Raw genomic sequence first — 25,486 nt, forward strand, 5'->3', positions numbered from 1 at the left:
CCACGGGCTCGTTCGGCATGCCCGCGGCCGGGACTCACCCACAGGAGCCGTAGCGTTGAAGGCGCTGGTCAAGGAGAAGGCGGAGCCCGGGCTGTGGCTCGCGGACGTCCCGGAACCGGCCGTCGGGCCCGGCGACGTACTGATCAAGGTGCTGCGCACCGGCATCTGCGGCACCGATCTGCACATCCGGTCCTGGGACGGCTGGGCGCGGCAGGCGATCCGCACCCCGCTCGTGATCGGGCACGAGTTCGTCGGTGAGGTCGTCGAGACCGGCCGTGACGTCACCGACATCAAGCCGGGTGACCGGGTCAGCGGCGAGGGCCACCTCGTGTGCGGCAAGTGCCGCAACTGCCTGGCGGGCCGGCGCCACCTGTGCCGTGCCACGGTCGGCCTCGGCGTCGGACGGGACGGCGCCTTCGCCGAGTACGTCGCCCTGCCCGCCGCCAATGTGTGGGTGCACCGTGTGCCCGTCGACCTCGATGTCGCCGCGATCTTCGACCCGTTCGGCAACGCCGTGCACACCGCGCTGTCCTTCCCGCTGGTCGGGGAGGACGTCCTGATCACCGGCGCCGGTCCGATCGGTCTGATGGCGGCGGCCGTGGCCCGGCACGCGGGCGCGCGCAACGTCGTGATCACCGACGTGAGCGAGGAACGGCTGGAGCTGGCCCGCAAGATCGGCGTGAGCCTCGCGCTGAACGTGTCCGAGGCGAGCATCGCCGAGGGACAGCGTGAACTCGGCCTGCGCGAGGGCTTCGACATCGGCCTGGAGATGTCCGGCCGCCCCGAGGCCATGCGCGACATGATCGCCAACATGACGCACGGCGGCCGTATCGCCATGCTCGGCCTGCCGGCGCAGGAGTTCCCGGTCGACTGGGCCCGGATCGTCACCTCGATGATCACCATCAAGGGCATCTACGGCCGCGAGATGTTCGAGACCTGGTACGCGATGTCCGTGCTGCTGGAAGGCGGCCTCGACCTCGCGCCCGTGATCACCGGCCGGTACGGCCACCGCGAGTTCGAGGCGGCGTTCGCCGACGCGGCGAGCGGCCGCGGCGGCAAGGTCATCCTCGACTGGACCGCGTAGGTCCCTCGCGCAAGCCAACCGCGTCAGCCATCTGTCTTTCTGGGAGCTTTGAGATGTTCGACTCCGTGCGCGACGACCTGCGCGCCACCCTCGACGAGATCTGCGCCGCCGGTCTGCACAAGCCCGAGCGAGTGATCGACACCCCGCAGTCCGCGACCGTCAACGTCACCGAGGGCGGCCGTCCCGGTGAGGTCCTCAACTTCTGCGCCAACAACTACCTCGGCCTCGCCGACCACCCCGAAGTGATCGCCGCCGCCCACGAGGCCCTCGACCGCTGGGGCTACGGCATGGCCTCGGTGCGCTTCATCTGCGGCACCCAGGAGGTGCACAAGGAACTGGAGGCCCGGCTCTCCGCGTTCCTCGGCCAGGAGGACACGATCCTGTACTCCTCCTGCTTCGACGCCAACGGCGGCGTCTTCGAGACGCTGCTCGGCCCGGAGGACGCGGTCATCTCCGACGCCCTGAACCACGCGTCGATCATCGACGGCGTCCGCCTGTCCAAGGCACGCCGCTTCCGGTACGCCAACCGTGATCTGGCCGACCTGGAACGCCAGTTGAAGGAGGCGCAGTCCGCGCGGCGCCGGCTGATCGTAACCGACGGCGTCTTCTCCATGGACGGCTACGTGGCACCCCTGCGTGAGATCTGCGACCTCGCCGACCGCTACGACGCCATGGTCATGGTCGACGACTCGCACGCCGTCGGCTTCGTCGGCCCCGGCGGCCGCGGTACGCCCGAGTTGCACGGCGTCATGGACCGCGTCGACATCATCACCGGCACCCTCGGCAAGGCGCTCGGCGGCGCGTCCGGCGGCTATGTGGCGGCCCGCGCCGAGATCGTCGCACTGCTGCGCCAGCGCTCCCGGCCGTACCTGTTCTCGAACACCCTGGCCCCGGTGATCGCGGCGGCCTCCCTCAAGGTCCTCGACCTGCTGGAGTCGGCGGACGACCTGCGCGTGCGGCTGGCCGAGAACACCGCGCTGTTCCGCCGCCGGATGACGGAGGAGGGCTTCGAGATCCTCCCCGGCGACCACGCCATCGCGCCCGTGATGATCGGTGACGCCGCGAAGGCGGGCCGACTGGCGGAGCTGCTGCTGGAGCGGGGCGTGTACGTGATCGGCTTCTCGTACCCCGTGGTTCCGCAGGGGCAGGCCCGCATCCGCGTGCAGCTGTCCGCGGCGCACTCGACGGACGACGTCAACCGTGCCGTCGACGCCTTCGTCGCGGCCCGGGCGGAACTGGAAGCCTGAGGTCCGGCGGCCACCCCGGACATATTGCGATAATCGATCCCATGATCGAAGCGCGGCGGCTCCACATCCTCCGTGCGGTGGCCGACCACCGTACGGTGACGGCGGCTGCCGCCGCGCTCTATCTCACCCCCTCGGCGGTCTCCCAGCAGCTGGCGGCCCTGGAACAGGAGACCGGTCACCGCCTGGTGGAGCGCGGCGCGAAGGGCGTGCGGCTGACTCCGGCCGGAGAGATCCTGCTCAGCCACACCAACGCCGTCCTCGCCCAGTTGGAGCGGGCCGAGGCCGAGCTCGCGGCCTACAGCTCGGGTGCGGCCGGCACGGTCACGGTCGCCTCCTTCGCGACCGGCATCGCCCTGGTCGTCGCGCCGGCGGTGGCCCGGCTCGCCGAGACGTCCCCCGGCATCCGCATCCGCGTCCAGGACGCCGAGGGCGACGCCAGCCTGCCGATGGTGCTGGACCGGCAGGTCGACGTCGCGGTCGCCGTCGAGTACCGGGGGGCGCCGCCCGCCGACGACCCCCGCCTGGCCCACGTACCGCTGTACGCCGAGCCCTTCGACGCGGTCGTCCCGGTGCGCCACCGCCTGGCCGACGCGGCCGAGGTACCGCTCGCGGAGCTGGCCAAGGACGCGTGGATCGGCCCGTACCCCGGCAATCCGTGCCATGACGTGGTCGTCCTGGCCTGCGAGAACGCCGGTTTCCAGCCCCGTCTCGAACATTCCTCCGACGACTTCCGCGCGGTCGTCGCCCTTGCCTCGGCCGATGCGGGCGTAGCGCTCGTGCCGCGTTCGGCGCTGCGCGGCATGGACCTCACGGGGGTCGTCGTGCGCCCCGTGGACGGGGTCGCCCCCACGCGGCGGGTCTTCGCGGCCGTGCGGCGGGGTGCCGAGGAGCACCCGCTGATCCGGCCGGTGCTGGAGGCGCTGGAGGCGGCGGGGGAGTGAGCCTCCCGTAACACGGGCGTTTCACATATGGGATAGCCTCCCGGATATGAGACGGCTGGCAGAGGGTAGCGAAGCCTCGGACGCGATGGACGCCCGCCTCGGCGCCCGGCTCGCCGAGCTGCGCGCCGAACGCGGTTGGTCCCTCGGCGAGTTGGCGGAACGCAGCGGCGTGAGCCGCTCGACCCTGTCCCGGGCCGAGCGGGCGGAGATCAGTCCCACCGCCTCCCTGCTGAACCGCCTGTGCCATGTCTACGGCCGGACCATGTCCCAGCTGCTCAGCGAGGTCGAGTCCGAGCCCGCGCTACTGGTACGGGCGACCGAGCAGCCGGTGTGGGAGGACCGTGCCTCCGGGTTCGTACGGCGGTCCGTGTCGCCGCCGCACACCGGGCTGCGCGGCGAGATCGTCGAGGGACGGCTCACCGCGGGCGCCGACATCGCGTACGACCGTCCGCCCGTGCCGGGGCTGGAGCAGCACATCTGGGTGCTGGAAGGGGAGCTCGACGTGACGGTTCAGGAGATGGAGCACCGTCTCGGTGCCGGGGACTGTCTGCGGATGCGGGTGTGGGGGCCGACGCGGTTCCGGTGTGCCGGGCCCCGGGCGGTACGGTACCTGCTGGCGGTGGTGCTGCCGTGAGGGTGACCCGACTGAACGCGGCCCAACTGCTCGACCAAGTGGAGGAGTTGGCCGACCTGCTGGTGGCCACCGTGGCGGACGGCGCCTCCGTCGGATTCCTCGCACCACTGGACCGTACGGCGGCGACGGCCTGGTGGCGGGAGCGCGCGGCCGCCGTCGTCACCGGGCGGTTGGCCGTGTGGGCGGCACGCGAGGGCGAGCGGACCGTCGGCACGGTCAGCCTGGCCTTCGCCGACAAGCCCAACAGCAGCCACCGGGCAGAGCTGGTCAAGCTGATGGTGCACCGGGACGCGCGCGGGCGGGGCCTCGGGCGCAGACTCCTCGCGACCGCGGAAGAGGCGGCCATCGGTGCGGGAGTCACCCTGCTCCACCTGGACACCGAGACCGACAGCCGCGCCGAGCGCCTGTACGGCTCCGCCGGCTGGACCCGGGCCGGGGTGATCCCCGATTACGCGGCGAGCCCGGCCGGCGTTCTTCGGCCGACGACGATCTACTACAAGCACGTGGGCGCAACCGCTCTCACCAGGTGACTGTCAGTGGCAGCCGCTACGGTGCCTTCCATGCCGGACGCCGAAGACGTACGCCGTATCGCCCTGTCCCTGCCGGACACGACGGAGAAGATCGCCTGGAGCATGCCCACGTTCCGGGTCGCGGGCAAGATGTTCGCCACGCTGCCCGAGGACGAGACCTCCCTCGCGGTGCGCTGCCCCAAGGAGGAGCGCGACGAACTGGTCCTGGCCGAGCCGGAGAAGTTCTGGATCGCCGACCACGAGGCGCAGTTCGCCTGGGTGCGCGCCCGGCTCGCCGCGCTGGAGGACGAGGACGAACTGCGCGACATCCTCGCCGACTCCTGGCGCCAGGCGGCACCGTCGCGGCGGCTGGACGCCTACCCGGAGGTGGGCCTGCCGGCCGGGGAGTGACGACCGGCCCCGCATAAAGGAGTGCGCGACCACCGACCCGAGTGCGGTATTGTTTCCATGCGCGTTCGGCCAGGGGAAACCCCAGGTCAGACGGCATCGGGACGTGGCGCAGCTTGGTAGCGCACTTGACTGGGGGTCAAGGGGTCGCAGGTTCAAATCCTGTCGTCCCGACTGGAGACAGTCGCAGGTCAGGACCGGTTTCGGAGGTGTCCGAAACCGGTCCTTGATCATTCTTGGGGGCCAGCTGGGGACCGGCGTGCTTGACCGGGGTCAGCGGGGCAGTGGGTCACGACGATCGGGCTCGGCGGCGAGCGAGGTGCGCGGAGCACGCTGAGGTGTGCGGAGAGTGCTGCGCCGGCGGCCGTGATCTTGTGTACGTCCGGGTGCAGGTAGCGCTGGGCGGTGGTCAGGGACCCGTGGCCGGCGATCCGGCGGAGAACGTGTACTTGGACTCCGGCGTCGGCGAACCAGGTCAGTCCGGTGTGCCGGAGGTCGTGGCGGCGCAGGTGCGCGTAGCCGAGCTTGGGTGACCACACCGTCCCAGTGTGTGGCGTCGCGCAGGACGGCGGTGGAGATGCGTCCGCCGCGCGGGCCGGTGAAGAGGCGGGCGTCGGGTTCGGGGCCGGCGGACAGGATGCGCTGGGCGACGAGGGGGCGGATTTCCTCGACGATGGGAACCTTGCGGGCGCGCTTGCCCTTGGTGCCCTTGTCGGTCAGTCCGCCGGGTGCGGGTGTGGTCTGACGCCGCACGGTCCAGATCCACTGGCTGGTGTCGATGTCACCGACGCGGCATCCGGAGACCTCGCGCCCTACCCACCCGGCACCCGGTCTGCCCTCGGCGGTGTGACCGCGCAGTCCGACGTCCATCCACAGCCGGAAGGCCCGGGGCGTCAACCAGCGGACGCTACTGGTCCTCGCGTGCTTCGCACGGGCAGCCGGCACCGACATGGCCTCGCCGTTTCGGCCGGTCACCGACCGCATCTCGACCGGGTTCGCCAAGACGTACCCACGGTCGACGGCCCACCCGTAGAGTCGGCTCAGGGCGGCCAGACCGCGGTTCCACCGGGCGCCGCCGACCTTGCGGGGGTTGCGCGGAGAACGAGTCCGCCAGTCCTCGAAGTCCCGCAGGTCATCTGCAGTTGCTTCGTTCCAGTTCTTGCCGCAGCCCCACAGGAAATCGAAGAACACGCAGTAGTCGCCGATGTAATTCCTCTTCGTCTCGCGTTCAAGACGCGAGAGGAGTTCCCGGACTTCCTTCTTGATCGGTTTTATTTTGTATTCCCCGGTGCATTGGCGCCGAGTCATCCCGGGCCTGCCATCCTGGTTGAGGATGTAGAGGGGCATGGAGGCGAAGCGGTGCTCCGGGTCCAGAGCGTCTTTGCGGATGTTGCCAGAGGAGACACGGAGGACGGGTATGCCTGCCGGTTTGGCTATCTCGCGTTCCAGGCGGTCGAGATGGGGATAGACGGAGCTGGGCTCCCACCCGGTGTCGGCGAAAATGGCATAGTCGACCTTGGGGAGGATTCCCTTTGCGGAGAGCGCGAGCATGGCGCTGGACTGAATGCCTGCGCCTAGCGAAATACAGGTGAGCGTGGGTGAGGCGGGAATTGCGTTTCCTTGCGTGAACGGTGCGCGGCTGGCGGCGTCGGGGAGCGGGTGGCGCTTCAGCGCCGTGCCCGGGCGGTGCTGGCGGTGGTGGGCACGGGGCGGACCGCGGGAAGGTGGATGTGCAGGGATGAGTCGATGACGGTGCTGAGGGCGCAGATGCCGAGGGCGGTCAGATGCACCCGGTCGCGCGGCGGTCCGCCGGGGAAGAACGGGGGCGTGGACGCCGACTTACGGGTCACCAGGCCCTGGGCTTCCAGGTGGCGCAGCACCTCGACGTCCACCGTCACGGTGTGGCCGTAGCCGGGCTGCTCGTACTGCTGGGTGACGACGACGTTGCCGCAGGCGACGTCGAGCAAGGCATCGCGCTGGGCCGCGTTCATTCCGGGGACGGTGGTGTTGCTGCGCGCCCTGTCGGGCAGCCTGCGGGCGATGTGCGTGGCGCACTCCACGACCGCTGGAGGAGCGAGGGCGGTCAGTTCAAGGGCGAGCCGCAGATACTGTCCGAACCTCCGGCGGGGATCGGGGTGTGGGTGTTCTGCATCGTCTGCGGGCAGAGCGTGCTGGGCGGTGGTGAGCTAGCGGGTGGCCCCGCTGGTCAGGTAGGCGATCTGCTTGAGCCGTACGACGGCGCTGGAGACTGGCTCGATGGGAGGCAGGCGCTGCTGGCGGACCGTCTTGATGCAGGCGAGTGCCTCCCGTTCCAGACGGCGGGCCAAGGCCACGGAGGCGTCCGGGTCGTGAGGGGCGCAGCCGGAGAGCGTCAGGTCGATCCGGTCGTTGTGCTGGGTGTACAGGTCGGCGAGCGCCAGTAGCCGCTCCACGGGTGTCGGTGGCACGGGTACGTCCACGTCGGACAGGGGGGCGTGGTCGGGGTCGGGCGGTGTCGTCATCAGGGGAAAGGTCTTTGAGGGGTGAATGGGCTGCGGGTCAGGGCAGCCGCGCGGGCCGCTGGGCGGCAGGCGGTGGCGTCGGCACGGGGTGTGCGTCGGCGGGGTGTGCGAGCGTGGGTCAGCGTGTACGGCGCGGTGGCGGCTTCGGCCTGCGCGGCGGGGAGGGCCTGGGCGGTGGGCGTCGCCCGGGGCGGGGGCACGCTGAACGCGGCGGCCAGGGCCTGGACGCCGGCGGGGGGTGAGCCGCGTCTTAGGGACGGCCGGTCATGCGCGCGGTGGCACCAGCGCCGCGGTTCGCAGTCAAGCCATCCTTGGAGCGGGTGCACTCGTCGCCGGGCTAGGACACGCGGTGTTGCCTGCTGTATGAGCGGCTGTGTGTGGTGGTGATTCCGGGGCCGACGAGCGCGCGATCGATGGCGATGTTGGCCGTTCGGCCCGCATGACGCTGGCCACGCGACCGGGGCGGGTGGATGCCGAGAGGCGGCCCTGATGTGCGGGGCAGTCAGCGGCGAGGGGCGTGGGGTGGGCGGGCGCCTTGGGCGCTGGGGAGCGAGGTGTACTGCGGTGGCGGAGCGGGCGGCCAGAGCTGGGTCGCCGAGGACGGGAAGGTGGCGCGGGCGAGGTGGTTCAGGACGGCCAGGCCCTTGCGGGTCAGTGCCAGGCGCTGCCCGATGAGGGACGCGGGGTGGGCGGCATGGTCGCGGTGGGCCAGGCCCTTGCGTTCCAGGGCCCGCCAGGTGGTGATCGCGATGTGAGTCGAGGAGTGGGTGTCCACGTAGAGCGAGCCGTTGTCGCGCTGCCTGATCCGGCTCGGCGTACGGGCGAGGACGCGGAGGGCGGCGCGTTGCTGCCAGGTCAGCGGACGCGCGAGGGCGGACAGTTGGGACGTGGAGAACGGCAGTTCGCCAGGAGCGGAGGGCCGGGTGTCGCTGTACCCCGGGGAACGAGACGGCGGGCTGGGTGGGGGCGTGCCGGTCATCGCGCGCGTCCCGTGGCCTGCTTTGTTGCAGGAGGTGCCACGGCCGCTGCTCGGGCGGGGGCCGTGGTGGGCTTGTGCTGGGCGCGGGCACGGTGGCCTTCGGCGGTGACAAGGAGGCGCTGGCCCTGGTGCAGGGACGTCGTGGTGTCCACCGCGACGAATCCTCGCTTGATCAGGGCGTTGAGGGTGGCGACGTTCACGGTGGCCAGGTCCTTGTCCATGGCCTTGAGCAGGCCGTATCGGCTGATCACGAAACGGGTGCCGCCGCCTGTGGACAGTCGGGTGAGGACGGCGTGCTGGCTGTCGGTGATCTTCAGTGCCGGTGTCGCCTGGTTCTGTTCGGCGTGCCGCTTCAAGTCCCGGTTGATGCCGGTGGCCAGGTAGTAGCAGCCGGTGTGGGCCAGGTCGAGCTGGTGGGCGGCGTCCGTGAGGTGCTCCGCCATGGTGGGGGCCGCCTCGGCGTGCCGTGCCTTGCGTACGGCTGCTTCATCGGCCGGCGGGCCGGGGAACGCCGCGCCTTCCAGGGGGTTGGCCTCAAGCGCCGAGGCCAGGTCGGATGCGGCGAGGCTGGCGGCAAGGACGACGGAGGCGAGCGCCTCCAGGGACGGGCGGCTGCCGGGTACGGCGGTGTACTGGCTGCCGTCGAGGGCGGCGAGGCGTTCCATGGCCCGGTGGACCAGCCCGTTCGTGGCCACGATCTTCGACGTGAGCTGCTGCCGGGCGTCGGTGCCGGGGGTCAGGGTGAGGGAGCGGATCTTGCTGTGCAAGTCCTTGAAGTCGCTGCCGAGTTGCCGTAGGTGGGCGTTTTCGGTCTTCAGGTCGATCTGGCGGATGGTGCTGCTCCGGGTGAGAGGGACAGTGGTCAGCGGCTGCGCCGCTTGACCGGGGTGGTGGCCGGCGCAGAGGGCGCGGCGCCGGGGCGTGACGGTGCTGGTGGGATGTCCTGCAGGGTGGCGATGCCGAGGTCGATGCGCACGCTGATGCCGTGGGCGTAGAGGTGAGCCTCGGTGCCGACAACGGCGCTGAGTGCGTCGCCTTCACCGAGTCCAGGTGGCAGCGCGTACTGCCGCTTCGCTCCCGTGGGCGTGAAGCCGTGCTGGGCGAGGATGGCGGCGGCCTGGTCCGTGGCCGCGGTCGCGGTGACCGCGTGGGTCGGTGAAGCGGATGCTCACGTCGGGCTGGGGAGCCGCGCTTGTGCCGTGATGGCGCGTGGTCCAGGCGAGGTCGGCGAGGTCCAGGGTGTGGGCGAGCAGCCCGTAGGTCGCGACGCCGGCGCGTTCGTGCGCGTCCTGGGCGGTCTTGGGCGGCAGGAGGTAGAGGGTGCGGCCCTGGTGCTCGCGGGCGGTGAACCCCGCCTCGGTCAGGATGCGGGCGGCATGGGGGATAGGGCGGTTGAGGACGACGAAGGTCCATCCGTCGCCGGTCGAGCCGATGAAGACATCGCAATGGTCGATGAGGGCCATGGTGCTCCGCGGAAGTCAGCGGGGTGGTGAGCGCGATAGAGGGGTGCGGGGCAGCCTGGCTAGGCGGCTGTGCCGTAGTCGCTCTGCTGGGGTGCGTGCTTGGCGATGGCGCGGGCGGTGATGGCCTTCGAGGCGCGGGCGGAGGCGGCGGACAGCTCGTCGGCGCCGGGCTCCGCGTACCAGGGGCGCAGGCCGAGCATGGCGGCGCGCATGCCGGTGGCGAAGCAGAGCGCGGTGCCCTTGGGCAGGGCCCGGATGGCGTCGGCGGGCAGGATCCGCTCCTGCCGCATCGACACGGAGGTCGACTTCCCCGACTCCGAGTGCGAGGTCGAGGTGGTCTCGACGTCGTGGTCGCCGATCAAGCGGCTGAGCTTGTCGGCGAAGTCGGGGTCGTCGATGCCGCTGCCGATGACCTTCACGGTCGAGGCGGACCACATGGCGTCCATGCCGGCGTCTCCCCAGACCTTCTGGCCCTGGCGGTAGGACTGCAGGATCGTGATCGGGATGATGCCGCGTGACCCGAGGTGGGAATACAGGTCCGGCAAGTCGCTGATCTTGCACACGTTGGCGGCCTCGTCGAGGATCGCCAGCATCGGCGGGTCCAGCCGTCCACCGGCGCGCTCGGCCTGGGCGGTCGCGGCCCGCATCACCGAGTCCGCGCACGCAGCGATCAGCGCGGAGGCGCCGCCGCCGCCGTCCTTCGACAGCAAGTACAAGGTGTCCGTCGAGGTGACGAATTCGCTCGGCTTGAACTCCTCCACATTCTGCTGCGGGGTCACCCAGGCGGCGATCTCGCTGTTGAGGAGGGCGGCGGCGTACTGCCGTGCGGTCTCGTAGATGCCGTCCCGTGTTTCCGGCGGTCCTTCGACGGTCCCCTTGAGCTGGGCGGCGACCGCGCTGAAGCCGTGGTCGCGCAGGATGTCCAGCGGGGTGCGGTCTGCGGGGAAGGCGAGCCACTGCATCACATCGGTGATGGGCCGCTCGTCCAGGGCGGCGGCCAGGAACAACTGGCTCAGGATGTTGGATCCGGCCTTCGACCAGAAGTCGCCCTGCTGCGAGGCGTCGACCGAGGCGGCCAGGAAGTGCCCGGCGAGCCGTCCGGCACCGTCGAGGGTCTTGGCGTCCGCGAGGGGGTTCCACCACATGGTGCGCTCGGCGTGGGCGATCTGCTGCGGGTCCATTGACCAGGTCCGGCCAACGGCCGCCCGCGCGTCGAGCGTCGCGGTATAGGCGTCGCCTGCCGCCTTGTTCGATGTAAGGAGGACGGGGCCGGGAGCGTTGAGGATGGAGGGGATCGCCAAGCTCGTGGTCTTGCCGGAACGTGGCGCCATGATCGCGACGGCGACGTCCTCGTACCCCATGCGCACCTCGTGCCGGGCGCCCTGCAGGTTTCCCAGGAGGATGCCGGTGTCCTTGGCGTCGATGTGCTTGGCGCCCTTCAGACTCGGGCGCAATGAGCGGGCCTTGGCGGTGATGGCCTTGGACAACAGGGGCTCGATGTCCGTCTTTTTGGCCATGCCGTCGATGCGCTTCTTGCGTCCGCTGCTGCCGCCTTTCTGCCGCCGGTAGAGCACGGTGGCGGTGATACCGACAGCGAGCAGCGCGGCGCCGGGCAGGAGGCGCGTGCCGACCAGGAGGGACGTTTCTCCCAGGCCGGGCCACAGCTGGTCGGGGTTCAGGAGGGCTTGAACGGGCTGGTAGGGGGCGCTGGGCCCGGAATCGGTGGCCCAGGAGGTGAGCTGTCCGCCGAGCCAGGCGAGGTTGGACAGGGGGACGGCGACGGCGAGGACCCCTAGAAGGATCTTGAACGCAATATCGTAGCCGTCGGTGGAGTTGGAGGAGGGTTGGGGCAAGAGGGCAGTTCCAAAAAGGGAGAGTCGGGGGGGATCGGTCAGCGGGCCCGGCGCGGCTGAGGCGCCTGTGGCGGGGCCGGCGGCGGCGCTGGCGACGGGGCGCGACGCTGGGAAAGGGCGGTCGTGCGGTGCTCCAACGCGAAGGCGACCGATTCAGCGGGCAGTTGCTCGGTTCGAAGGTGTGTGCGCTGGCGGGCGCGGGGCGGCAGGCGCATCGGATCGCGGATCAACGGGGATGGGTCGGCGAGGGCCCGGGTGAAGGCGGTGACCAGATAGTCAGGGGTGTTGCCGTCGAAATGTGCCTGCCAGAGCTGGTTCTCTGGGTCACCGCTGAGAGCGGCTGTGATGAACCAGCTATTGGCGCCGTGATCGGTGAAGCACTCGATCTCGGCGATGCCGTCGGGCGAGATACAGGCGTTGGGCGACCAGGCCCATCCGGCCTGCCGCGCAGGCTCCAAGGGGTCTGAGGCGACCCCTTGCGATGCAGCGGGGGCGGTGAGCGCATTGAGGACGGCAGCGACAAGTTCCACCGGGGTGCGCGCCCCGAAACTCGCATACCAGGCCGGGTGGTCAGCGGCAGCAGCGTGATACAGGCGCCACCACGGGTCATCCGGAGCGGGGTCGAGGCGCAGTTCTGCCTGCCGGTCGGGGCTGGTCAGAATGACCCGTGGCATCAGCGGTTCCTCGGCAATAATCCAGCCGCAGGCGTTGTGGAGTGGGACGGTGATCCAGGCTGGGTCGCCGGGACCGGCGAGGTAACGGGGTGCGACCAGCGTCACTTCGATGTCGTTCGCCATGCCGTCACCTCCGGTCGGTGAGGGTGTCGGTGACGGTGGCGATGAAGTCGACCTCGACGGTCTCGGGGTTCGAGGGCATGATCACTTCCGTCCCGCACGCCGCCGGACGAGTGCGGGGATCGGTATGGGGGCCAGAGGTGAACGGGCCTTGCGGGCGGCGGAGTTGATTTCCCGGAGTGCCTTGCCGTGGGTGGCCCAGTCGTCGAGGTAGCTCCACGATTCGGCGTGATACTCGGCGAGGGCGTCGTCGAAGTCGGCGGTGCCGGGCCTGGCGGTGGCGGGAAGGGCGTCTCAGGTGGTCAGCCACTGCTGGTGCAGTTCGTCGAGCCGGTCGAGGGCGGCGTGCAGAACACCCAACTGGTAGACCAGCGGCTCTGCACTGTGTTCTCCGGCAGCTGGGTCAGCTGTATCTCGGCGGTGGCCAGCAGGTGACGGGCGCCGTAGCGGAGCGACTCGAACGCCACAGCAGTGTCGGCGTCGCGTTGGCTCGCGCGCTTGCCGTAGGCGTGGTCGTCGTAGGGCCAGCCGTCGAGGTCTGTGTGCTCGTCGGAGTAGGCATCCCAGGCATCGAGGATCTTCTTGCTGTCGCTGAGGTAGTCGTCGAGGTGACGGAGGAAGTCGCGGTGTGCGTGGTGGTCGGTTGAGATGAGGAGGGGTCCTGTCGGTTCAGCGGCGAGTGGCCGGCTGGGCTGGGCCGGTCTTCGCCGGGGGCGTGGCGGATTTTGTCTGCTGTCGGCGGGCGGAGCGTGCCCGGGCGTGCAGGGACTTGAGGCGCGCGGTGTGGGCGTCGACCACCTGCTGTGGGCGTAGTCGGCTGGGCGTTTGCTCGGCGCTGTGGTGGCCGGTGCGGTCGTACATGCCGCGCTGGAGCGGGCTGCGGTCGGCCAGTGCGGCGAGGAACGATTCGACGAGGTGGGCGGGGGTGCGCTCGTCGAAGTAGGCGTGCCAGATGCGCGGGCCGGGGAACTGTCCGTGGCCCGGTTCACGGGTCTCGACGTGCCAGGACGGCCGGTCGCTGAATTCGCTCAACGGACGCAGTTCGATATGGCACATGGAGTCTGGCGAGCGGGCTGTGCCGTCTGAGTCGCGGTGCCACCCCGCCGAGGTCACCGGTTGCCACGGGTCCGCCTGCTGGGGCGGGCGGACGATGAGGGCGCCCGTGAAGCCGGCGAGGGCCTCGGCGGGCACCAGTTCGCCGAACTCGGCGTACCAGCCGGGCTCGGTGTCGGTGGGCTCGGCCCGCAGCCGCCACCACGCGGAGGTGTGGGACTGCGGGTCGAACTGGAGGCGGTGGCGACGGTCGGGGCTGCGCAGGACGATCTCGGCACTCAGGGGGTCGGAGAGCGCGCTCCATCCGGCGGCGGCCAGGCCGTGGGTGACGTGGCGGGCGTCTCCGGGGCCGGCGAGGTGGCGGGGGATGGTGTCGAAGGGGATCTGCCAGGCATGCTTGTCAGCGAACGCGGCGAGCTGCCGTTCGCTCAGCGGCACCGGCCGTCCCCCTGCCCGTTCGCGTCGGCACTGCCGTACAGGTCGCGGAGATCGTCCAGGACGTAGTGGAGGGCGTGCTGGTCGGCCTGTTCCCACGCCGCGGTGCGCAACTCGGTGATCAGGAGGTCGACCTGCGCGGTGCGCGGGACGTTCGGGGCCTCCTGCAGGGCACGGGCGAGGGCGCGCAGGGTGTCGGCGAGCTGAACGGGCAGGCCCGTGTACTCGTCGAGAAGGGGCTCGACGAGGGCGAGGGCCTCCACGGGGTCGGGGTTTTCGCGCAGGTAGTCGGTCAGGTCCGACAAGGTCTCGGTCGCGGTGTGAATGGTGTCTGGGGTGAGTGCGGGCATCGGGCTCCTCGGGTCGGGGCGGCGGGTCAGCGGCGGGTCCGGGCGGCGCCGGCGGGGGTATGGGGACGGGCGGTGGTGTGTGGCCGTGGACGTCGGGCGCTGTTGCGGGCCCAGGTGGCGGCGCGGGCGGCCGTGATCCGGGCCCGTTGCCACGCCCTGAGCTGGGAGGGCGTGACGGAGACCGACCAGGTGCGGATCTGTGCGCTGTGCGGGACGCGCCCACGCGGGCGCATCACGGGATCCGGGTGGGCGAGTTCGGTCGAGAAGGCTTGCACCAGGTGCATCGGGGTGTTCGGCGTGAAGTTGGCCGTCCAGCCGTTTCCCTGCTTGTCCCTCGCTCCGGTCCACCACATCGCCGTGCCGTCGGGGCTGTGGTGGTACTGCATCCACGTGGTGCGGTCGGGGCTGGTCGCGGTGTAGTGCTCGCCCTCGAAACGCGCGTGCCAGTTCTGCTCCTCCAACGGTGCCCAGACGTTGGGGGCGTGGGCGGAGCGGGGTTGGGTGAGGGCGTCGGTCATACCGGCGACGATCTCCACCGGGGTCTGCCGGCCCAGGTGCGCCGCCCACTCGCCGTTGAGGCCGTCTGCTCTGCCGTGGATGGTCCACCCGCCGGGCAGGACGTAGGGGTCGTAGGCGACACGGACGGTGCGGTCGGCGCTCTCCAGGAGCAGCGGGCCGCCCGTCTTGGACTTGTCCCGCCATCCCGAGACGCGCAGGAACTCTGAGACGTGCCGGATGTCGCCGCCGCCGGCGAGGGCACGGGGCTGGACGAGATAGTGCTGCTCGGCCTGCTCGCCTGATCCCCAGCCCTGCCATTGCTTCCTCTTCACCGGTGCCGCCGGACGACGAGCGGTGCGGGCGCCGGGGGCCTCGCCACGGTGGTGGCGGGCTGGGTGCCGACGTCTTGCAGGGTGTCCTTCTGTTCGTCCAGGTCGAGGGCGATGTCGTGCAGTTGGTTCGAGGCGCGGCCCAGGGCGAGCCACACCTCCGCCGGGAGGGCGCCTCGTTCGGCCTGGTCCTTGGCGAACACGCTGCCTGTGGCGACAAGGTGGGTGACGCCACCGATGACTCCGGCGTCCGGGTCGAGGACGCGGGCGATGACCTGCGCGGCCTGGGGAGCGGGGAGCTGAGAGAGGTGGTCGGCGAGCTGTCCGAGCTGGCGGGTGATCTCGTCGGCCAGTCTCACCGGGTAAGGGGCGGGGTGGGACATGCTCCTCCAGGGCAGGGGGACGGTCAGTGGTGGTGGCGGTGCCCGACGCACTGCGTCTCGGCGAGGACAGCCTCCGGGCGGGCTCCGGCCAGCGGGGAGGCGCGCGGTCGGGGCCGGTCGGGATGCAGGCGCGCAGGTAGCGGCGGAACAGGGCGGTCGCGAGTCGGGGCTTGAGCCGGTGGCCGATGGGTGGGGGTGTGCGTGGTGCTACGGGTTTCTCCGGGGATCGAGCGTTGCGGTGGGCGGCCCCAGCGGGGTGCCGGGGCCGCCCGGGCAGACTTACGGGGTGCGGCGGGCAGGCGCGGGACGTGAGGGGGAGCCGGTCGGTGCCGGATGCGGCGCGGCGGGACGGGCTGCGCGGGCGCGGATGTCGTGCACGGCCTGCCGGTAGGCGGCTTCGTCGAAGACGTCGGGCGTGCAGTTGACCTCGTATCCGGCCAGGAGCAGGTCGGGGATGGCGCGGGTGGCCAGGCGCTTCTGCTCGTCGGCACCGAGGTGTTCGGGCACGGTGTGCCAGATGTACAGCGGCGCGGCGGTGGGGTGTTCGTGGCGTTCGAGGCCGAGCTGTTCCGGCAGGCCGTGGAGCTTGGCGGGGGCGCCGGTGGGGATGTCGGCGTCCGGGCGGCCCCGTGCCCAGAAGTCGGGCTCCGGCTGCTTCATCGAGCCCTGGTGGCTGGCGTACGGGTGCCGGCCGGGGATGGCGGCATGGGGGCCGGGGCGGAGGCGGGCGTGGTGCGGCCTGCGGGGTGCTGGAGGGCGGTGCCGATGCCGAGCGCGTCGAGCTGCGGGCCGATCTCGCGCAGGGCGCGCGCCTGAGCCTGGGTGTCGTCGCCGATGAGGCGGTAGACGCCGCTCTGCGGGTCCTGGACGAAGCCGTTGGCCACGAGGATCGCGCCGGCACGGTCGTCGACGGGTGCGGTGGCGACGCTGCCGTCCTGCTGCCAGGTCAGGACGATCCGGTCCGGCTGGGAGGGCTGGATGCCGCCCAGGGCATTGTGCCGGACCTGGGCGAGCGCGCTGTCGTAGCGGGCGAGCAGGTCGCCGGCGACTTCCTCGGCGCCGAGGAACGGGTCGTCCGCCAGGGCGATGCCGTTGGGCTCGGGGACGGCGCGGTACGCCTCGTCGGGCAGGGCGCGGGGGGCGACGGCGGCGATGAGGAATCCGTCGCGTTCGTCGTGCCGGTCCACAAGGACGAGCTGGGCGCCGTCGGGGCGGCTGAGGACGGCGGCCTGCTGGAGCGGGTGCTCGGCGAGGGAGGCGGCGACCAGGTCCAGGTCCCGGATGCGGTCGGCGAGTTCGGCGAGGTCGTCCTTGGCGTCCGGCGGGAGGTGAGTGCTGGTCCAGGTGTCGGGGAGTTCGCCGGCGAGGACGTCGGCGTACGAGGCGAGGCGCTCGGAGGTGTCGTGGTCGTGCATGGTGTCCTTGGGTGAGGTGGGGGTCAGCGGCGCAGTCCGGCGGCGACCGGGGGCGGCGGGGCCGGGAGCGTGCTTGGTGGGGGCGGGCAGGCGCACGCGGCGGAGCGCTCGCGTTCGGTGGCGGGCACCTCCCCGGTGCAGGTGCTGCGGCCGGGGTGCGGGGCGTGCCGGTCGGCGAGCCTGTTGCGGGTGTGGGCGAGGTCGGTGCGGATGACGCGGAGGTGCTCGTCGGCGAGGTCGCGCAGCCGCCGGGCGGTGTAGGGGTCGGGCGCCTGGCCGAGTCCGTCGTGGAAGTCGGCGGTGGCGGTGAGGACTTCTTCCAGCGCGGTGAGGATGCCGTCGTGGGCGGCGGTCAGCTCGGTCAGCGCGTCGGCCGCCTCGTCGGTGGTGGCGGCCTCGCGGATCCGCTCGGCGAGGTGGGCGACGGAGGAGCCCAGCGGCAGGTAACTGGCCGGACGGGCGTCGGTGTCGAAGTCCTTGTCGCAGTCGACGTGGTATCCGATGGCCCGAAGACGTGCGACGGCGTCGGCGGCGAGGCGGTTCTCGTTGTCCTGGGTGAGGCCGGTGGGGGCGCGGTGGTAGGTCTCGTGGACGCGGACGACGGCGATGAAACCCGCGCGCTGCAGGACGCTGTGGGCTTCGGAGTCGCCGCCGCGGGCGAGGAGTTCGTCGGAGTCCGGGTCGCGGCGGATGTCCAGGAAGCGGTCGGTACGGGGCAAAGAGACGTTTCTCCTACGGCGATCGGTGGGCGGTATGCCGGGAGGCGGGCGGTACTGCGGCGCCCCGGGGCTGGACCAGGTGAGCGGCGGTGCTGTCCAGGTCCTGCTGGATGGCGTGGAGGCGGCGGGCGATCAGCTCCAGGCCGTGCGCCGTGCCGGTGCCGGCGGCTCCCGGTTGGCGGGCGATCCGGTGCGCGGCGTGCTCTATGAGTCCGCGGACCGTGGCCAGCGGGCCGGCCTGCTCGTCGGCGAGCTGCGTGAGGACTCTCGCAAGCTGGGCCGATGCCGTGGGCGCCGTACGGATGGCGGGCCGCGCAGCGGGTCCGGTGCGTACGGGGATCAGGTGGAGGTCCCGCTCGATGCGGCGTGCCTCGTCCACAAGGCGCCGCAGGGCGTCTGCGGGCGGGGCCGTCCACGCGCCGTCGAGGTGGATCAGGTTGGCGATCAGGTCGAGGCGTCCGGGCTGGGCCTGAACGGCGATCCAACGGCAGCCGTGCTCCTTGCTGGGAATCTCGACACCGGCGGCCCGCGCGAGCCGGTGGGCGATTTCAGCCCACTCGGGGCCGGTCAGTTCCCGGTCGTCGGGGTGAAGCCGGACGTCGAGATGGAGGATCGGCCGCCGGCGATCGTCCGGGCTGACGGCGAACGGATGCTCCAGGCGAGCATCTTCGAGGTGCTCGGCCCACTGGATGGACGTCCAGGTCCTCTGCTCGTCGTCGAGGGTGAAGTAATCCAGGCCCGGCCAGTGGGCGACGACCGTGTACTCCGTCAGGCCCTCGTTCGGCGAGAGGGGCCGCCCCAGCGCCTCGGTGAGCGGGTCGTGCGGGGTGTGGGTCCGCTCAAGGAGGCGGGGGATCACCGGCCGCCCCGGACGTCGGCGATGTGCACGAGCTGGCCCAGGGCGGTGGTGGTGTACCAGCCCAGTCGATCAGCTCGTTGCGGTCGGCGTACCGCGGCAGGAGAGCATCCTCCATGGCTCGCAGGTAGATCAGGCAGTCCGGGCAGCGGCGTGAGAGGTGCACGAGGTAGCGGGGGTGGGCGGTGACGTAGGACTGGGCTCCGCCGGTCGCATCCCGCAGCCGCCATCCGTCCTCGTCGGTCGGGGTGTGCCAGGACGGGGCGACGACACGCATCGCGTCTCCCCACAGTTCACCGCCGGCCACCCCCTTCAGGACGACGACGGTGTCACCGGCCTGGAAGTGGGCGTGGGTGATGTCCCGCCCGGGGGTGAGCGGGTCGGGCGTGGGCGCGAAGGCCGACGTGGGCGAGGGCTGGGACATGCTGTTCCTTCCACGCAATCGGTGGGCGGGGTGGGAGGAACAATGGTCCGGAGGAACGCCGGTTTGGCTAACCGGCGTTTCCCGGCTATGTTCCGCCTCCGTCAGCGGAACGGGTTCTCCGTCCCGCGGTCCGCCTCGGTCGCTGCGTCGAGGAGTTCGAGCACGTCGCTGCCCTCTGCATCGCTTGTGTCGGCAGATGCCGTGTCCCACGCAGGTCATGTCGCCTTACGTGAGGGTCGAGAGTTCCCGTTGTGTCGCGTTGCAGCGAGGCATGTTGTCCCTTTGTCCTGCACGGCTGCGTGACTGAGATCACGTCGGCGGGGGGGGCTACGTCAGCTGGAACGATAGGTGACGGTGTGGGGTCAGGCGCAGGGGGCTTCCGTGAGGCGACTCTGCCGGGGATCTTGAGATCTGGGATCATTTTCCTTTGCGCCACCACAGGGGCCGGGGCAGGCCGCGTGCGTCGAGGTACTGCTGGAACGCCGTCGGTGGGCGAGGCCGATAGGAGTGGCGGCGGGTTCTTGAAGGCTCAGCCCCTCGATCTGGACCGTGAGTGCGGTCAGGAGGTGCTGGACGTGCGTCCTGGCCCTACTGCTGGGGCTCGCTGGGTTCGCGGTGACGACGGTGAAGGCCGGCGTGCTGCGCGTGGCGCGGGCGAGGCGATGTGGGGCAACCACACCGCGCTGCTCGTCGACGTCGGCGGTGCCCGCTTCCTCGCCGACGCGGGTATCGGAGACGGCTTCCTCGAACCGCTGCAGCTGCGCGCGGGTGGCCACGTCCAGGACGGCCTGACCTACCGCCTCGAACGCCTCGGTCCCGGCACCTGGCGCTTCCACGACGCGCCCGGCGGTTCGATCGCCTTCTACGACTTCCGGCTGCGGCCGCGCGACATCGCCGACTTCACCGCGCGCTCGCACGAGCTGTCCACCGTGCCCGATTCGACGTACGTGGCCAAGCTGATCGCTGCCCGGCGCGTCGACGGGCGTAACTTTATGCTCGCGTTGCGCACCCTGCGCGAACTCGGCGCCGGTAGCGCGGCGCCCGAGCCGATCCGCGACATCGGGAGGTTCGCCGACGTCCTCGCGAACCGATTCCCCGTACCGCTGGACGACCTCACTCCTGACGGGGGCGCGCGGCTGTCGCGCCGGGCCGGTGAGCAGCACGATCTGTGGCAGGCGCGGAGCGCCTGAGAGGCGCATATCGTCGGCGTATCGAAAAGCGGATACGCGCCGGCAACGCAGGGCCGACTTGACTGGCGTCATGTCATACCGCGAACCAGCACCCATGTCCCTCCCTGTGACGCTGACCGTCGCGCCGATCAGCGACGCCGAGCACCTGGCCTGCGTGCGGGCGCGGCGGTCGGTGAACTTTGTGCAGACCCCGGCGTGGGGGCGGGTGAAGACGGAGTGGCGCAGTGAGTCGCTCGGATGGTTCGACGGGGGGCGGCTTGTGGGGGCGGGGCTTGTCCTTCACCGGCCGGTGCCGGGGCTGTCGCGGTTCACGCTTGCGTATCTGCCGTGGGGTCCTGACATCGACTGGTCCGGGGACATCGGTGCGTGGCTCGACCCGCTGGCGGCATATCTCAAGGCCCGCGGCGCGTTCGCGATCCGGCTGTGCCCGCCGGTGCGGACGCACACCTGGGATGCGGCGCAGGTCAAGGAGGGCGTGGCCGATCCGGGGGTGCGGCGGCTCACCGGACTTCCCGACGGGTATGCCGATCCGGTCGGTGCCGAGGTGAGCCGACGGCTCCGGGCGGCCGGCTGGCTGCCGCAGAGCCCGGAGGACGGGTTCGGTGCCGGGCAGCCGCAGTTCACGTACGAGTTGCCGCTGGCGGGACGGTCCGAGGACGACGTCCTGAAGGGCATGAACCAGCAGTGGCGCCGCAACATCAAGAAGGCCGCGAAGGCGGGGGTCGAGGTCACGGTCGGTGGCGCGTCGGACCTCGCGGCGTTCCACGAGCTCTACGTGCACACCGCCGCGCGCGACGGATTCAGGCCGCGGCCGCCGGCGTACTTCGAGACAATGTTCGCGGAGTTGAGTGCCGAGGATCCCGGGCGGATCGCGCTCTATCTTGCGCGCCACGAGGGCGAGTTGGTGGCCGCCACGATCCTGGTGCGGGTCGGCGCGCACGCCTGGTATGTGTACGGCGCCTCGTCGACGGCCAAGCGTGAGGTGAGGGGTTCCAACGCGTGCCAGTGGGCGATGATCCGTGACGCCTTGGCGGCGGGCTGCGACGTGTACGACCTGCGGGGCGTCACGCCGACGCTCGATGCCGCTGATCCGCATGTGGGCCTGATCCGGTTCAAGGTCGGCACCGGGGGGCGGGCGGTGCGGTACGTCGGGGAGTGGGATCTGCCGCTGCGACCGCTGGTTTACCGCGCGTTCGACCTGTACATGCGGCGGCGTGGGCGCTGAGCCCGCGCTGCGCGGTTACCCGAGTGCGGCGGCCACCTCGTCGAGGCGGGCGCCGCGCGATGCTTTGACGAGGACGATGTCGCCGTCGGTGAGGTGCTCGCGCAGCCAGTCGACGGCCGCTTGGTTGTCGGTGAGTGCGATCGCCCGCTTTCCCGCGGCGTCGGCGATGGGACGGGCGGTTCCGCCGACGACGGCCACCAGGTCGGCGCGCGCGGCCGCGTATTCGCCCACTGCTCGGTGTTCGGCCTCGCTGTCGGCGCCGAGTTCGAGCATCGCGCCGAGTACGGCGATACGGCGGCGGCCTGCGATGGCTGCGAGCGTGTCCAGGGCGGCTCGGGTGGAGTCGGGGTTGGCGTTGTAGGAGTCGTTGAGCAGGGTCGCGCCGCTGGCCAGGGTGCGGAGCTCCAGGCGCCACCTGGACAGTGAGGCGGTGCTGAGGGCCACTGCCGAGGTGACCAGGGGGATGCCGGCCGCGAGTCCCGCCGCGGCGGCGGCCGCCGCGTTGAGTGCCTGGTGGGCGCCCACGAGCGGCAGCGCGACACGGGCCGAGGCGCCGGAGGTGCGCAGCGTGAAGGTCGCCCGGCCCAGGCGGTCGAGGACCAGGTCCTGGACACGCATGTCGGCGTGTTCGGCGCGGCCGAAGGTCAGGACCGGCCCGTCGGTCAGCGCGCGCATCGCGACGACGCGGGGGTCGTCGGCGTTGAGGACGGCGGTGCCGTCGGGTGCGAGGCCGCGCACGAGTTCGCCCTTGGTCCGTGCGATGGCCGCGCGCGAGCCGAACTCCCCGATGTGGGCCTGGCCGACGTTGAGTACGACCGCGATGTCGGGTGCGACCAGGCCGGTGAGGCGGGCTATGTCGCCGAGGTGGCGGGCGCCCATTTCGAGGGCGAGGAAGCGGGTGTGCGCGTCGGCGCGCAGCATGGTCAGGGGCACGCCGAGTTCGTTGTTGTACGAACCGTGTGTGGCGACGGTCGGCCCGGCGCCCGAAAGGACCACGGACAGCAGGTCCTTGGTGCTGGTCTTGCCCTGCGAGCCCGTCACCGCGACGACGGTCAGCCGCTCGCGCAGCCGGGCCACGGCGTGGGCGGCGAGTGTCTGCAGTGCGGCCGGTACGTCGTCGACGACGACGGTGGGGAGCGGTGTCGGCCGCGAGCCGAGCACGGCGGTCGCACGGGTGCGGTCGGCGTAGTCATGGCCGTCGACGCGCTCACCGGCCATGGCGACGAAGAGGCCGCCCGGTTCGCCGTGCCGGCTGTCGAGTACGGCCGGCGCACTCACTGTGACGGTCGCGTCACCCGTGACCCGGCCGCCGACGAGCGTGGCGATCTCGGCGAGGGAGAGGGGGAGCGGGGCGAGGGATGGCTGGCTCTGAGTCATGGCTTTAGTGAAGGCGGCGGGGTGTTGCCGGCGCGTATGCGGTTTTCGATACGCCGGCGATACGTGGTGGGCTCTGGTGGGGTGCTCGCCCTCGCCGTTCGGCGTCCGGGGATGGGCCGAGGCTCCGGCCGGACCGCCGGAGCCTCGGCGTATTCATCCCAGACTCACCTGTGTGATGGGAAAGTCGAAATAGGTGTCCGGGTAGGGCTCGTCCTTGAGCGTGTAATGCCACCATTCGCGGGCGTAGGAGCTGAATCCGCTGGTCTCCATGATGGAGCGAAGACGCCTGCGGTTGTCCGCCGCGGCGCGCGAGATTCCTTCCGCTCCGTGGTGCGAGATCGAGTCCATCAGGTCGTGGTCGCCGCCCATGGCGGCGAGGTCGCCGCTTTCCAGGTGGTACAGCGTCAGGTCGACCGTACTGCCGCGGCTGTGGCCCGACTTGACGGCCACATATCCGTTCTCGAACATCTCGGGCCGGTCGATATTGGGGTAGTGGCGGTGCTTGGTGCGGCCGTCCTCCGGCTGCTCCGCCCAGCGCAGAAAAGAGTCCACGGCGCGTTGCGGGCGGTAGCCGTCCCAGAGAAGGAGGCCGAATCCGTGCGAGGCCGCCTCTTCTTGCGCGCTCTGCAATGCCGCACACAGGGCCCTGGTGCCGACGATGCGATTGGCCAGGTATCCGGCGACCGGCTTTCCGGTGAAGTTGTCCCAGGTGGCGTACTTGGCGTCCCAGCGGACCCCGGGCATGTACTCGTCTATGAAGACGAAGTCGTTACGCATCGGCCTGCTCCGGCGGAGCCAGGGGCCGGGCGAGCGTCCCGGTCACCAGGCGGTCGATCACTTCGGACAGCGGAACGCCGGCGGCGGCCATCATCCTCGGATAGCGGCTGTACGAGGTCATGCCGGGGAATGTGTTGACCTCGTTGAGGACGACCTGTCCGTCGTCCTTGAGGAACAGGTCCACTCGGGCGAGTCCGCTGCAGCCCAGGGCGCGGTAGACGGCCTTCGCCACTTCCTGGACGCGTGCCCGGGATTCAGCCGGAATGTCGGCGGGGACGATCGGCGTCGAATTGTCGGAGCCGGTCTCGGGTTCGTCCTCCTGGTGGATCCGGAAGAATCCGTGGGACAGGGCGATGCGGTCGACTTCTCCCGCGGTCAGGTCCGTTCCGCCGCCCAGGATGGCGCAGCCGACCTCGCTGCCGACAACCGCCTCCTCGACCAGGACTTTCGTGTCGTACCGCCGGGCGACGTCCAGCGCGGCCGGCAGTTCTTCCGCATTCGCCACCTTGCTGACCCCGAAGGACGATCCCGAGCGGGCCGGCTTCACGAAGACGGGATAGGTGAGCCGGTCGGCGTTGATGTCCTCGCCCGCCGCGACCGTCCAGAAATTCGGCGTGGCGATTCCGGCGCCGGCGGCGACGACATAGGCGAGGGACTTGTCCATGCCCAGCGCGGAACTCTGGACGTCACACCCCACGTACGGGATTCCGGACAGCTCGAGCAGGCCCTGGATCGCGCCGTCCTCCCCGAGCTTGCCGTGCAGGACGGGCACCACGACATCCAGGCCGATCGTCTCGTACTTCCCCTGATCGAGGACGAGAAGTCCGCGCACGCCGCGGTCCGGGGACAGCACGACGGGCCGGTATGCGCCGCTCTCCCAGTCTGCGGCGGGGCCCTCGCAGAGTTTCCAGGCGCCGTTGCGCGTGATCCCGATGAAGTACGGCTCGTACTTGTCCGGGTCGAGGTTCCGAGCGATCTCCTGTGCGGACTTGATGGAGATGGGGTGTTCCTCCGAGCAGCCTCCGAAGAGGATTCCGACCTGAAGCTTGGCCTTAGGCATGCTGATTCCTGCTTTCGAATTCCAGGCAGTTGGTGATCGAGTTCTCGACCATGTCGCTCAGGACACGGTCCGTGTAATACGCGGTGTGCGGACTGATGAACGCGTTCGGCATTTCCTGCAGCCGCAGCAGTGGCTTGCTGTCGATGGGCGCGTTCCGCCGGTCGGCGTAGAACACGCCTTCCTCGCCCTCGACGACGTCGAGGGCGACACCGGCCAGGCGCCCGTCCTCCAGCGCCGTGACCAGCGCAGTGGTGTCGATGAGGGCACCGCGCCCGGTGTTGACCACGAACGCGCCGGGTTTCATCCGCTGGATGCGCTCACGGTCGAGAAGGTGGTGCGTCTCGGCGTTGAGCGGCGCATGGAGCGTGACGACGTCGCTCGACCTCAGCAATTCATCGAGCGACACCTCGTCGCCGGGGCCACCGGATTCACCGGCACGATTTCCGTACGCCAATATCCGGCATCCGAAGGCGCGGAGCCTTTCCGTGACGGCCGTGCCGATGCGCCCCGTTCCGACCACGCCGACGGTCAGGTCGCGCAGCTCTTTCCCCCGTACGTCGTGCAGCCGGTAGTCGTGCACATCCGCGCGGCGGACGGTTGACTTGGCGTGGCGCACCGCCATCAGCAGCATCATCACCGTGTAGTCGGCGACGCTGTCGGGGGAATAGCAGACGTTCCCGACGGAAATGCCGACGCGGCCCGCATGATCCACGTCGATGTGGTCGTACCCGATGCTTCTTGTGGAGATGTAGGAGACGCCGACTCGGCTCAGCGCACGAAGTGTCGCCGGGGTGATCCGGGTCTTGTGCCCGACGCTGATGCACCGGTTTCCGGATGCCAGATGGGCGGTCTCCTCCGACACCGCGGATTCTGTGATCGTCGGCGTCACTCCGAATCGGGGCGCCAGCTCCCGGAACCGTGCGGCTTCGTCCCGCCCGCATCCGAAAGCGGTGATTCCCACTGGTTCGCTGTAGGTCATGCC

The 25,486-nt window shown here is 70.7% G+C and carries 29 protein-coding genes, 1 tRNA gene and 4 pseudogenes; 11 read left to right on the plus strand and 23 right to left on the minus strand.

Annotation, left to right across the window (positions count from 1 at the left end; all coding sequences use genetic code 11):
* The first annotated feature begins 55 nt into the window (after positions 1–55).
* From tdh to ABZ078_RS26550, 7 genes are all read left to right on the plus strand, one after another.
* Positions 56–1,084 carry an L-threonine 3-dehydrogenase gene (gene tdh / locus ABZ078_RS26520; protein WP_356579129.1) on the plus strand — a complete coding sequence of 343 codons (1,029 nt, stop codon included), beginning with the start codon at positions 56–58 and terminating at the stop codon, positions 1,082–1,084.
* 53 nt (positions 1,085–1,137) lie between these two features.
* Entirely contained in the window at positions 1,138–2,331 is a 1,194-nt protein-coding gene (locus ABZ078_RS26525; protein WP_356579131.1) for a glycine C-acetyltransferase, read from the plus strand.
* Between the two features lie 41 nt (positions 2,332–2,372).
* Positions 2,373–3,272, plus strand: coding sequence for a LysR family transcriptional regulator (locus ABZ078_RS26530; RefSeq protein WP_356579133.1), 900 nt, complete (start codon positions 2,373–2,375; stop codon positions 3,270–3,272).
* Positions 3,273–3,318: 46 nt separating this feature from the next.
* Positions 3,319–3,906, plus strand: coding sequence for an XRE family transcriptional regulator (locus ABZ078_RS26535; RefSeq protein WP_356579135.1), 588 nt, complete (start codon positions 3,319–3,321; stop codon positions 3,904–3,906).
* The gene (locus ABZ078_RS26540; RefSeq protein ID WP_356579137.1) at positions 3,903–4,436 is read left to right on the plus strand and encodes a GNAT family N-acetyltransferase; all 534 of its coding nucleotides are present in this window, start codon (positions 3,903–3,905) and stop codon (positions 4,434–4,436) included. Before ABZ078_RS26535 ends, ABZ078_RS26540 begins: the two co-directional genes overlap by 4 nt.
* 30 nt (positions 4,437–4,466) lie before the next feature.
* Entirely contained in the window at positions 4,467–4,826 is a 360-nt protein-coding gene (locus tag ABZ078_RS26545) for an MmcQ/YjbR family DNA-binding protein (protein ID WP_356579138.1), read from the plus strand.
* A gap of 97 nt (positions 4,827–4,923) precedes the next feature.
* A tRNA-Pro gene (locus ABZ078_RS26550) sits at positions 4,924–4,997 on the plus strand.
* 56 nt (positions 4,998–5,053) lie between these two features.
* On the opposite strand, the pseudogene ABZ078_RS26555 reads toward ABZ078_RS26550, so the two are convergent.
* The 10 genes and pseudogenes from ABZ078_RS26555 to ABZ078_RS26600 form a co-directional block, all read right to left on the minus strand.
* A pseudogene (locus ABZ078_RS26555) lies at positions 5,054–5,630 on the minus strand (site-specific integrase); the annotation flags it as partial.
* A gap of 213 nt (positions 5,631–5,843) precedes the next feature.
* A pseudogene (locus ABZ078_RS26560) lies at positions 5,844–6,089 on the minus strand (site-specific integrase); the annotation flags it as partial.
* Positions 6,063–6,374, minus strand: a pseudogene (locus tag ABZ078_RS26565) (hypothetical protein); the annotation flags it as partial. The pseudogenes ABZ078_RS26565 and ABZ078_RS26560, both read right to left, overlap by 27 nt.
* Positions 6,375–6,490: 116 nt before the next feature.
* Positions 6,491–6,883: a hypothetical protein gene (locus ABZ078_RS26570; protein WP_356579140.1), complete on the minus strand. Its 393-nt coding sequence runs from the start codon at positions 6,881–6,883 to the stop codon at positions 6,491–6,493.
* A 126-nt stretch (positions 6,884–7,009) separates the two neighbouring features.
* On the minus strand, positions 7,010–7,324 hold the full coding sequence (locus ABZ078_RS26575) for a hypothetical protein (RefSeq protein WP_356579142.1): 315 nt from the start codon (positions 7,322–7,324) through the stop codon (positions 7,010–7,012).
* Between the two features lie 502 nt (positions 7,325–7,826).
* Entirely contained in the window at positions 7,827–8,303 is a 477-nt protein-coding gene (locus ABZ078_RS26580) for a hypothetical protein (RefSeq protein ID WP_356579144.1), read from the minus strand.
* Positions 8,300–9,070 carry a hypothetical protein gene (locus ABZ078_RS26585; RefSeq protein WP_356579146.1) on the minus strand — a complete coding sequence of 257 codons (771 nt, stop codon included), beginning with the start codon at positions 9,068–9,070 and terminating at the stop codon, positions 8,300–8,302. Before ABZ078_RS26585 ends, ABZ078_RS26580 begins: the two co-directional genes overlap by 4 nt.
* 270 nt (positions 9,071–9,340) lie before the next feature.
* Entirely contained in the window at positions 9,341–9,766 is a 426-nt protein-coding gene (locus ABZ078_RS26590) for a hypothetical protein (RefSeq protein WP_356579148.1), read from the minus strand.
* 59 nt (positions 9,767–9,825) lie between these two features.
* Positions 9,826–11,619: a TraM recognition domain-containing protein gene (locus ABZ078_RS26595; RefSeq protein WP_356579150.1), complete on the minus strand. Its 1,794-nt coding sequence runs from the start codon at positions 11,617–11,619 to the stop codon at positions 9,826–9,828.
* A gap of 38 nt (positions 11,620–11,657) precedes the next feature.
* Complete coding sequence (locus tag ABZ078_RS26600; RefSeq protein ID WP_356579152.1) at positions 11,658–12,416, minus strand: DUF317 domain-containing protein; 759 nt, start codon at positions 12,414–12,416, stop codon at positions 11,658–11,660.
* 225 nt (positions 12,417–12,641) lie between these two features.
* On the opposite strand from ABZ078_RS26600, the gene ABZ078_RS26605 reads away from it, so the two are divergent.
* On the plus strand, positions 12,642–12,848 hold the full coding sequence (locus ABZ078_RS26605) for a hypothetical protein (protein ID WP_356579153.1): 207 nt from the start codon (positions 12,642–12,644) through the stop codon (positions 12,846–12,848).
* Positions 12,845–13,060: a hypothetical protein gene (locus ABZ078_RS26610; protein ID WP_356579155.1), complete on the plus strand. Its 216-nt coding sequence runs from the start codon at positions 12,845–12,847 to the stop codon at positions 13,058–13,060. Before ABZ078_RS26605 ends, ABZ078_RS26610 begins: the two co-directional genes overlap by 4 nt.
* A gap of 22 nt (positions 13,061–13,082) precedes the next feature.
* Here the strand turns inward: ABZ078_RS26610 and ABZ078_RS26615 are convergent, their stop codons facing one another.
* The 9 genes and pseudogenes from ABZ078_RS26615 to ABZ078_RS26655 all read right to left on the minus strand — a co-directional run bounded on the left by ABZ078_RS26615 (position 13,083) and on the right by ABZ078_RS26655 (position 18,875).
* Positions 13,083–13,904 carry a DUF317 domain-containing protein gene (locus ABZ078_RS26615; RefSeq protein WP_356579157.1) on the minus strand — a complete coding sequence of 274 codons (822 nt, stop codon included), beginning with the start codon at positions 13,902–13,904 and terminating at the stop codon, positions 13,083–13,085.
* Positions 13,895–14,251 carry a hypothetical protein gene (locus ABZ078_RS26620; protein ID WP_356579159.1) on the minus strand — a complete coding sequence of 119 codons (357 nt, stop codon included), beginning with the start codon at positions 14,249–14,251 and terminating at the stop codon, positions 13,895–13,897. The genes ABZ078_RS26615 and ABZ078_RS26620 overlap by 10 nt, the downstream gene beginning before the upstream one ends.
* Positions 14,252–14,277: 26 nt before the next feature.
* Positions 14,278–15,081 (minus strand): DUF317 domain-containing protein, encoded by an 804-nt coding sequence (locus ABZ078_RS26625; protein WP_356579161.1) that lies wholly within the window; start codon positions 15,079–15,081, stop codon positions 14,278–14,280.
* The gene (locus ABZ078_RS26630; RefSeq protein WP_356579163.1) at positions 15,078–15,461 is read right to left on the minus strand and encodes a hypothetical protein; all 384 of its coding nucleotides are present in this window, start codon (positions 15,459–15,461) and stop codon (positions 15,078–15,080) included. The genes ABZ078_RS26625 and ABZ078_RS26630 overlap by 4 nt, the downstream gene beginning before the upstream one ends.
* Before the next feature lie 279 nt (positions 15,462–15,740).
* A complete protein-coding gene (locus ABZ078_RS26635; RefSeq protein ID WP_356579165.1) occupies positions 15,741–16,121 on the minus strand; it encodes a hypothetical protein in 381 nt (126 codons plus the stop codon).
* The gene (locus ABZ078_RS26640; protein WP_356579167.1) at positions 16,118–16,876 is read right to left on the minus strand and encodes a hypothetical protein; all 759 of its coding nucleotides are present in this window, start codon (positions 16,874–16,876) and stop codon (positions 16,118–16,120) included. Before ABZ078_RS26640 ends, ABZ078_RS26635 begins: the two co-directional genes overlap by 4 nt.
* Before the next feature lie 23 nt (positions 16,877–16,899).
* Positions 16,900–17,595, minus strand: a complete 696-nt coding sequence (locus ABZ078_RS26645; protein WP_356579169.1) for a hypothetical protein — start codon at positions 17,593–17,595, stop codon at positions 16,900–16,902.
* 13 nt (positions 17,596–17,608) lie between these two features.
* Entirely contained in the window at positions 17,609–18,454 is an 846-nt protein-coding gene (locus ABZ078_RS26650; RefSeq protein ID WP_356579171.1) for a relaxase/mobilization nuclease, read from the minus strand.
* Positions 18,451–18,875 (minus strand): annotated as a pseudogene (locus tag ABZ078_RS26655) (hypothetical protein). Before ABZ078_RS26655 ends, ABZ078_RS26650 begins: the two are co-directional and overlap by 4 nt.
* 521 nt (positions 18,876–19,396) lie before the next feature.
* Between ABZ078_RS26655 and ABZ078_RS26660 the strand changes: the two are divergent.
* Both ABZ078_RS26660 and ABZ078_RS26665 read left to right on the plus strand, forming a co-directional pair.
* Complete coding sequence (locus tag ABZ078_RS26660; RefSeq protein WP_356579173.1) at positions 19,397–20,065, plus strand: arylamine N-acetyltransferase; 669 nt, start codon at positions 19,397–19,399, stop codon at positions 20,063–20,065.
* A 94-nt stretch (positions 20,066–20,159) separates the two neighbouring features.
* Entirely contained in the window at positions 20,160–21,290 is a 1,131-nt protein-coding gene (locus ABZ078_RS26665) for a peptidoglycan bridge formation glycyltransferase FemA/FemB family protein (protein ID WP_356579175.1), read from the plus strand.
* 15 nt (positions 21,291–21,305) lie between these two features.
* Here ABZ078_RS26665 and murF read toward each other — a convergent pair whose 3' ends face one another.
* The 4 genes from murF to ABZ078_RS26685 form a co-directional block, all read right to left on the minus strand.
* Positions 21,306–22,667 (minus strand): UDP-N-acetylmuramoyl-tripeptide--D-alanyl-D-alanine ligase, encoded by a 1,362-nt coding sequence (gene murF, locus ABZ078_RS26670; RefSeq protein ID WP_356579177.1) that lies wholly within the window; start codon positions 22,665–22,667, stop codon positions 21,306–21,308.
* Positions 22,668–22,820: 153 nt separating this feature from the next.
* Entirely contained in the window at positions 22,821–23,444 is a 624-nt protein-coding gene (gene vanX / locus ABZ078_RS26675) for a D-Ala-D-Ala dipeptidase VanX (RefSeq protein ID WP_356579179.1), read from the minus strand.
* Positions 23,437–24,504 carry a D-alanine--(R)-lactate ligase gene (gene vanA / locus ABZ078_RS26680; RefSeq protein WP_356579180.1) on the minus strand — a complete coding sequence of 356 codons (1,068 nt, stop codon included), beginning with the start codon at positions 24,502–24,504 and terminating at the stop codon, positions 23,437–23,439. Before vanA ends, vanX begins: the two co-directional genes overlap by 8 nt.
* Positions 24,497–25,483 carry a D-isomer specific 2-hydroxyacid dehydrogenase family protein gene (locus ABZ078_RS26685; protein WP_356579182.1) on the minus strand — a complete coding sequence of 329 codons (987 nt, stop codon included), beginning with the start codon at positions 25,481–25,483 and terminating at the stop codon, positions 24,497–24,499. The genes vanA and ABZ078_RS26685 overlap by 8 nt, the downstream gene beginning before the upstream one ends.
* Positions 25,484–25,486: the final 3 nt, after the last annotated feature.

The organism is Streptomyces sp. NPDC006385 (genome assembly GCF_040612485.1).
Classification (GTDB): Bacteria; Actinomycetota; Actinomycetes; order Streptomycetales; family Streptomycetaceae; genus Streptomyces.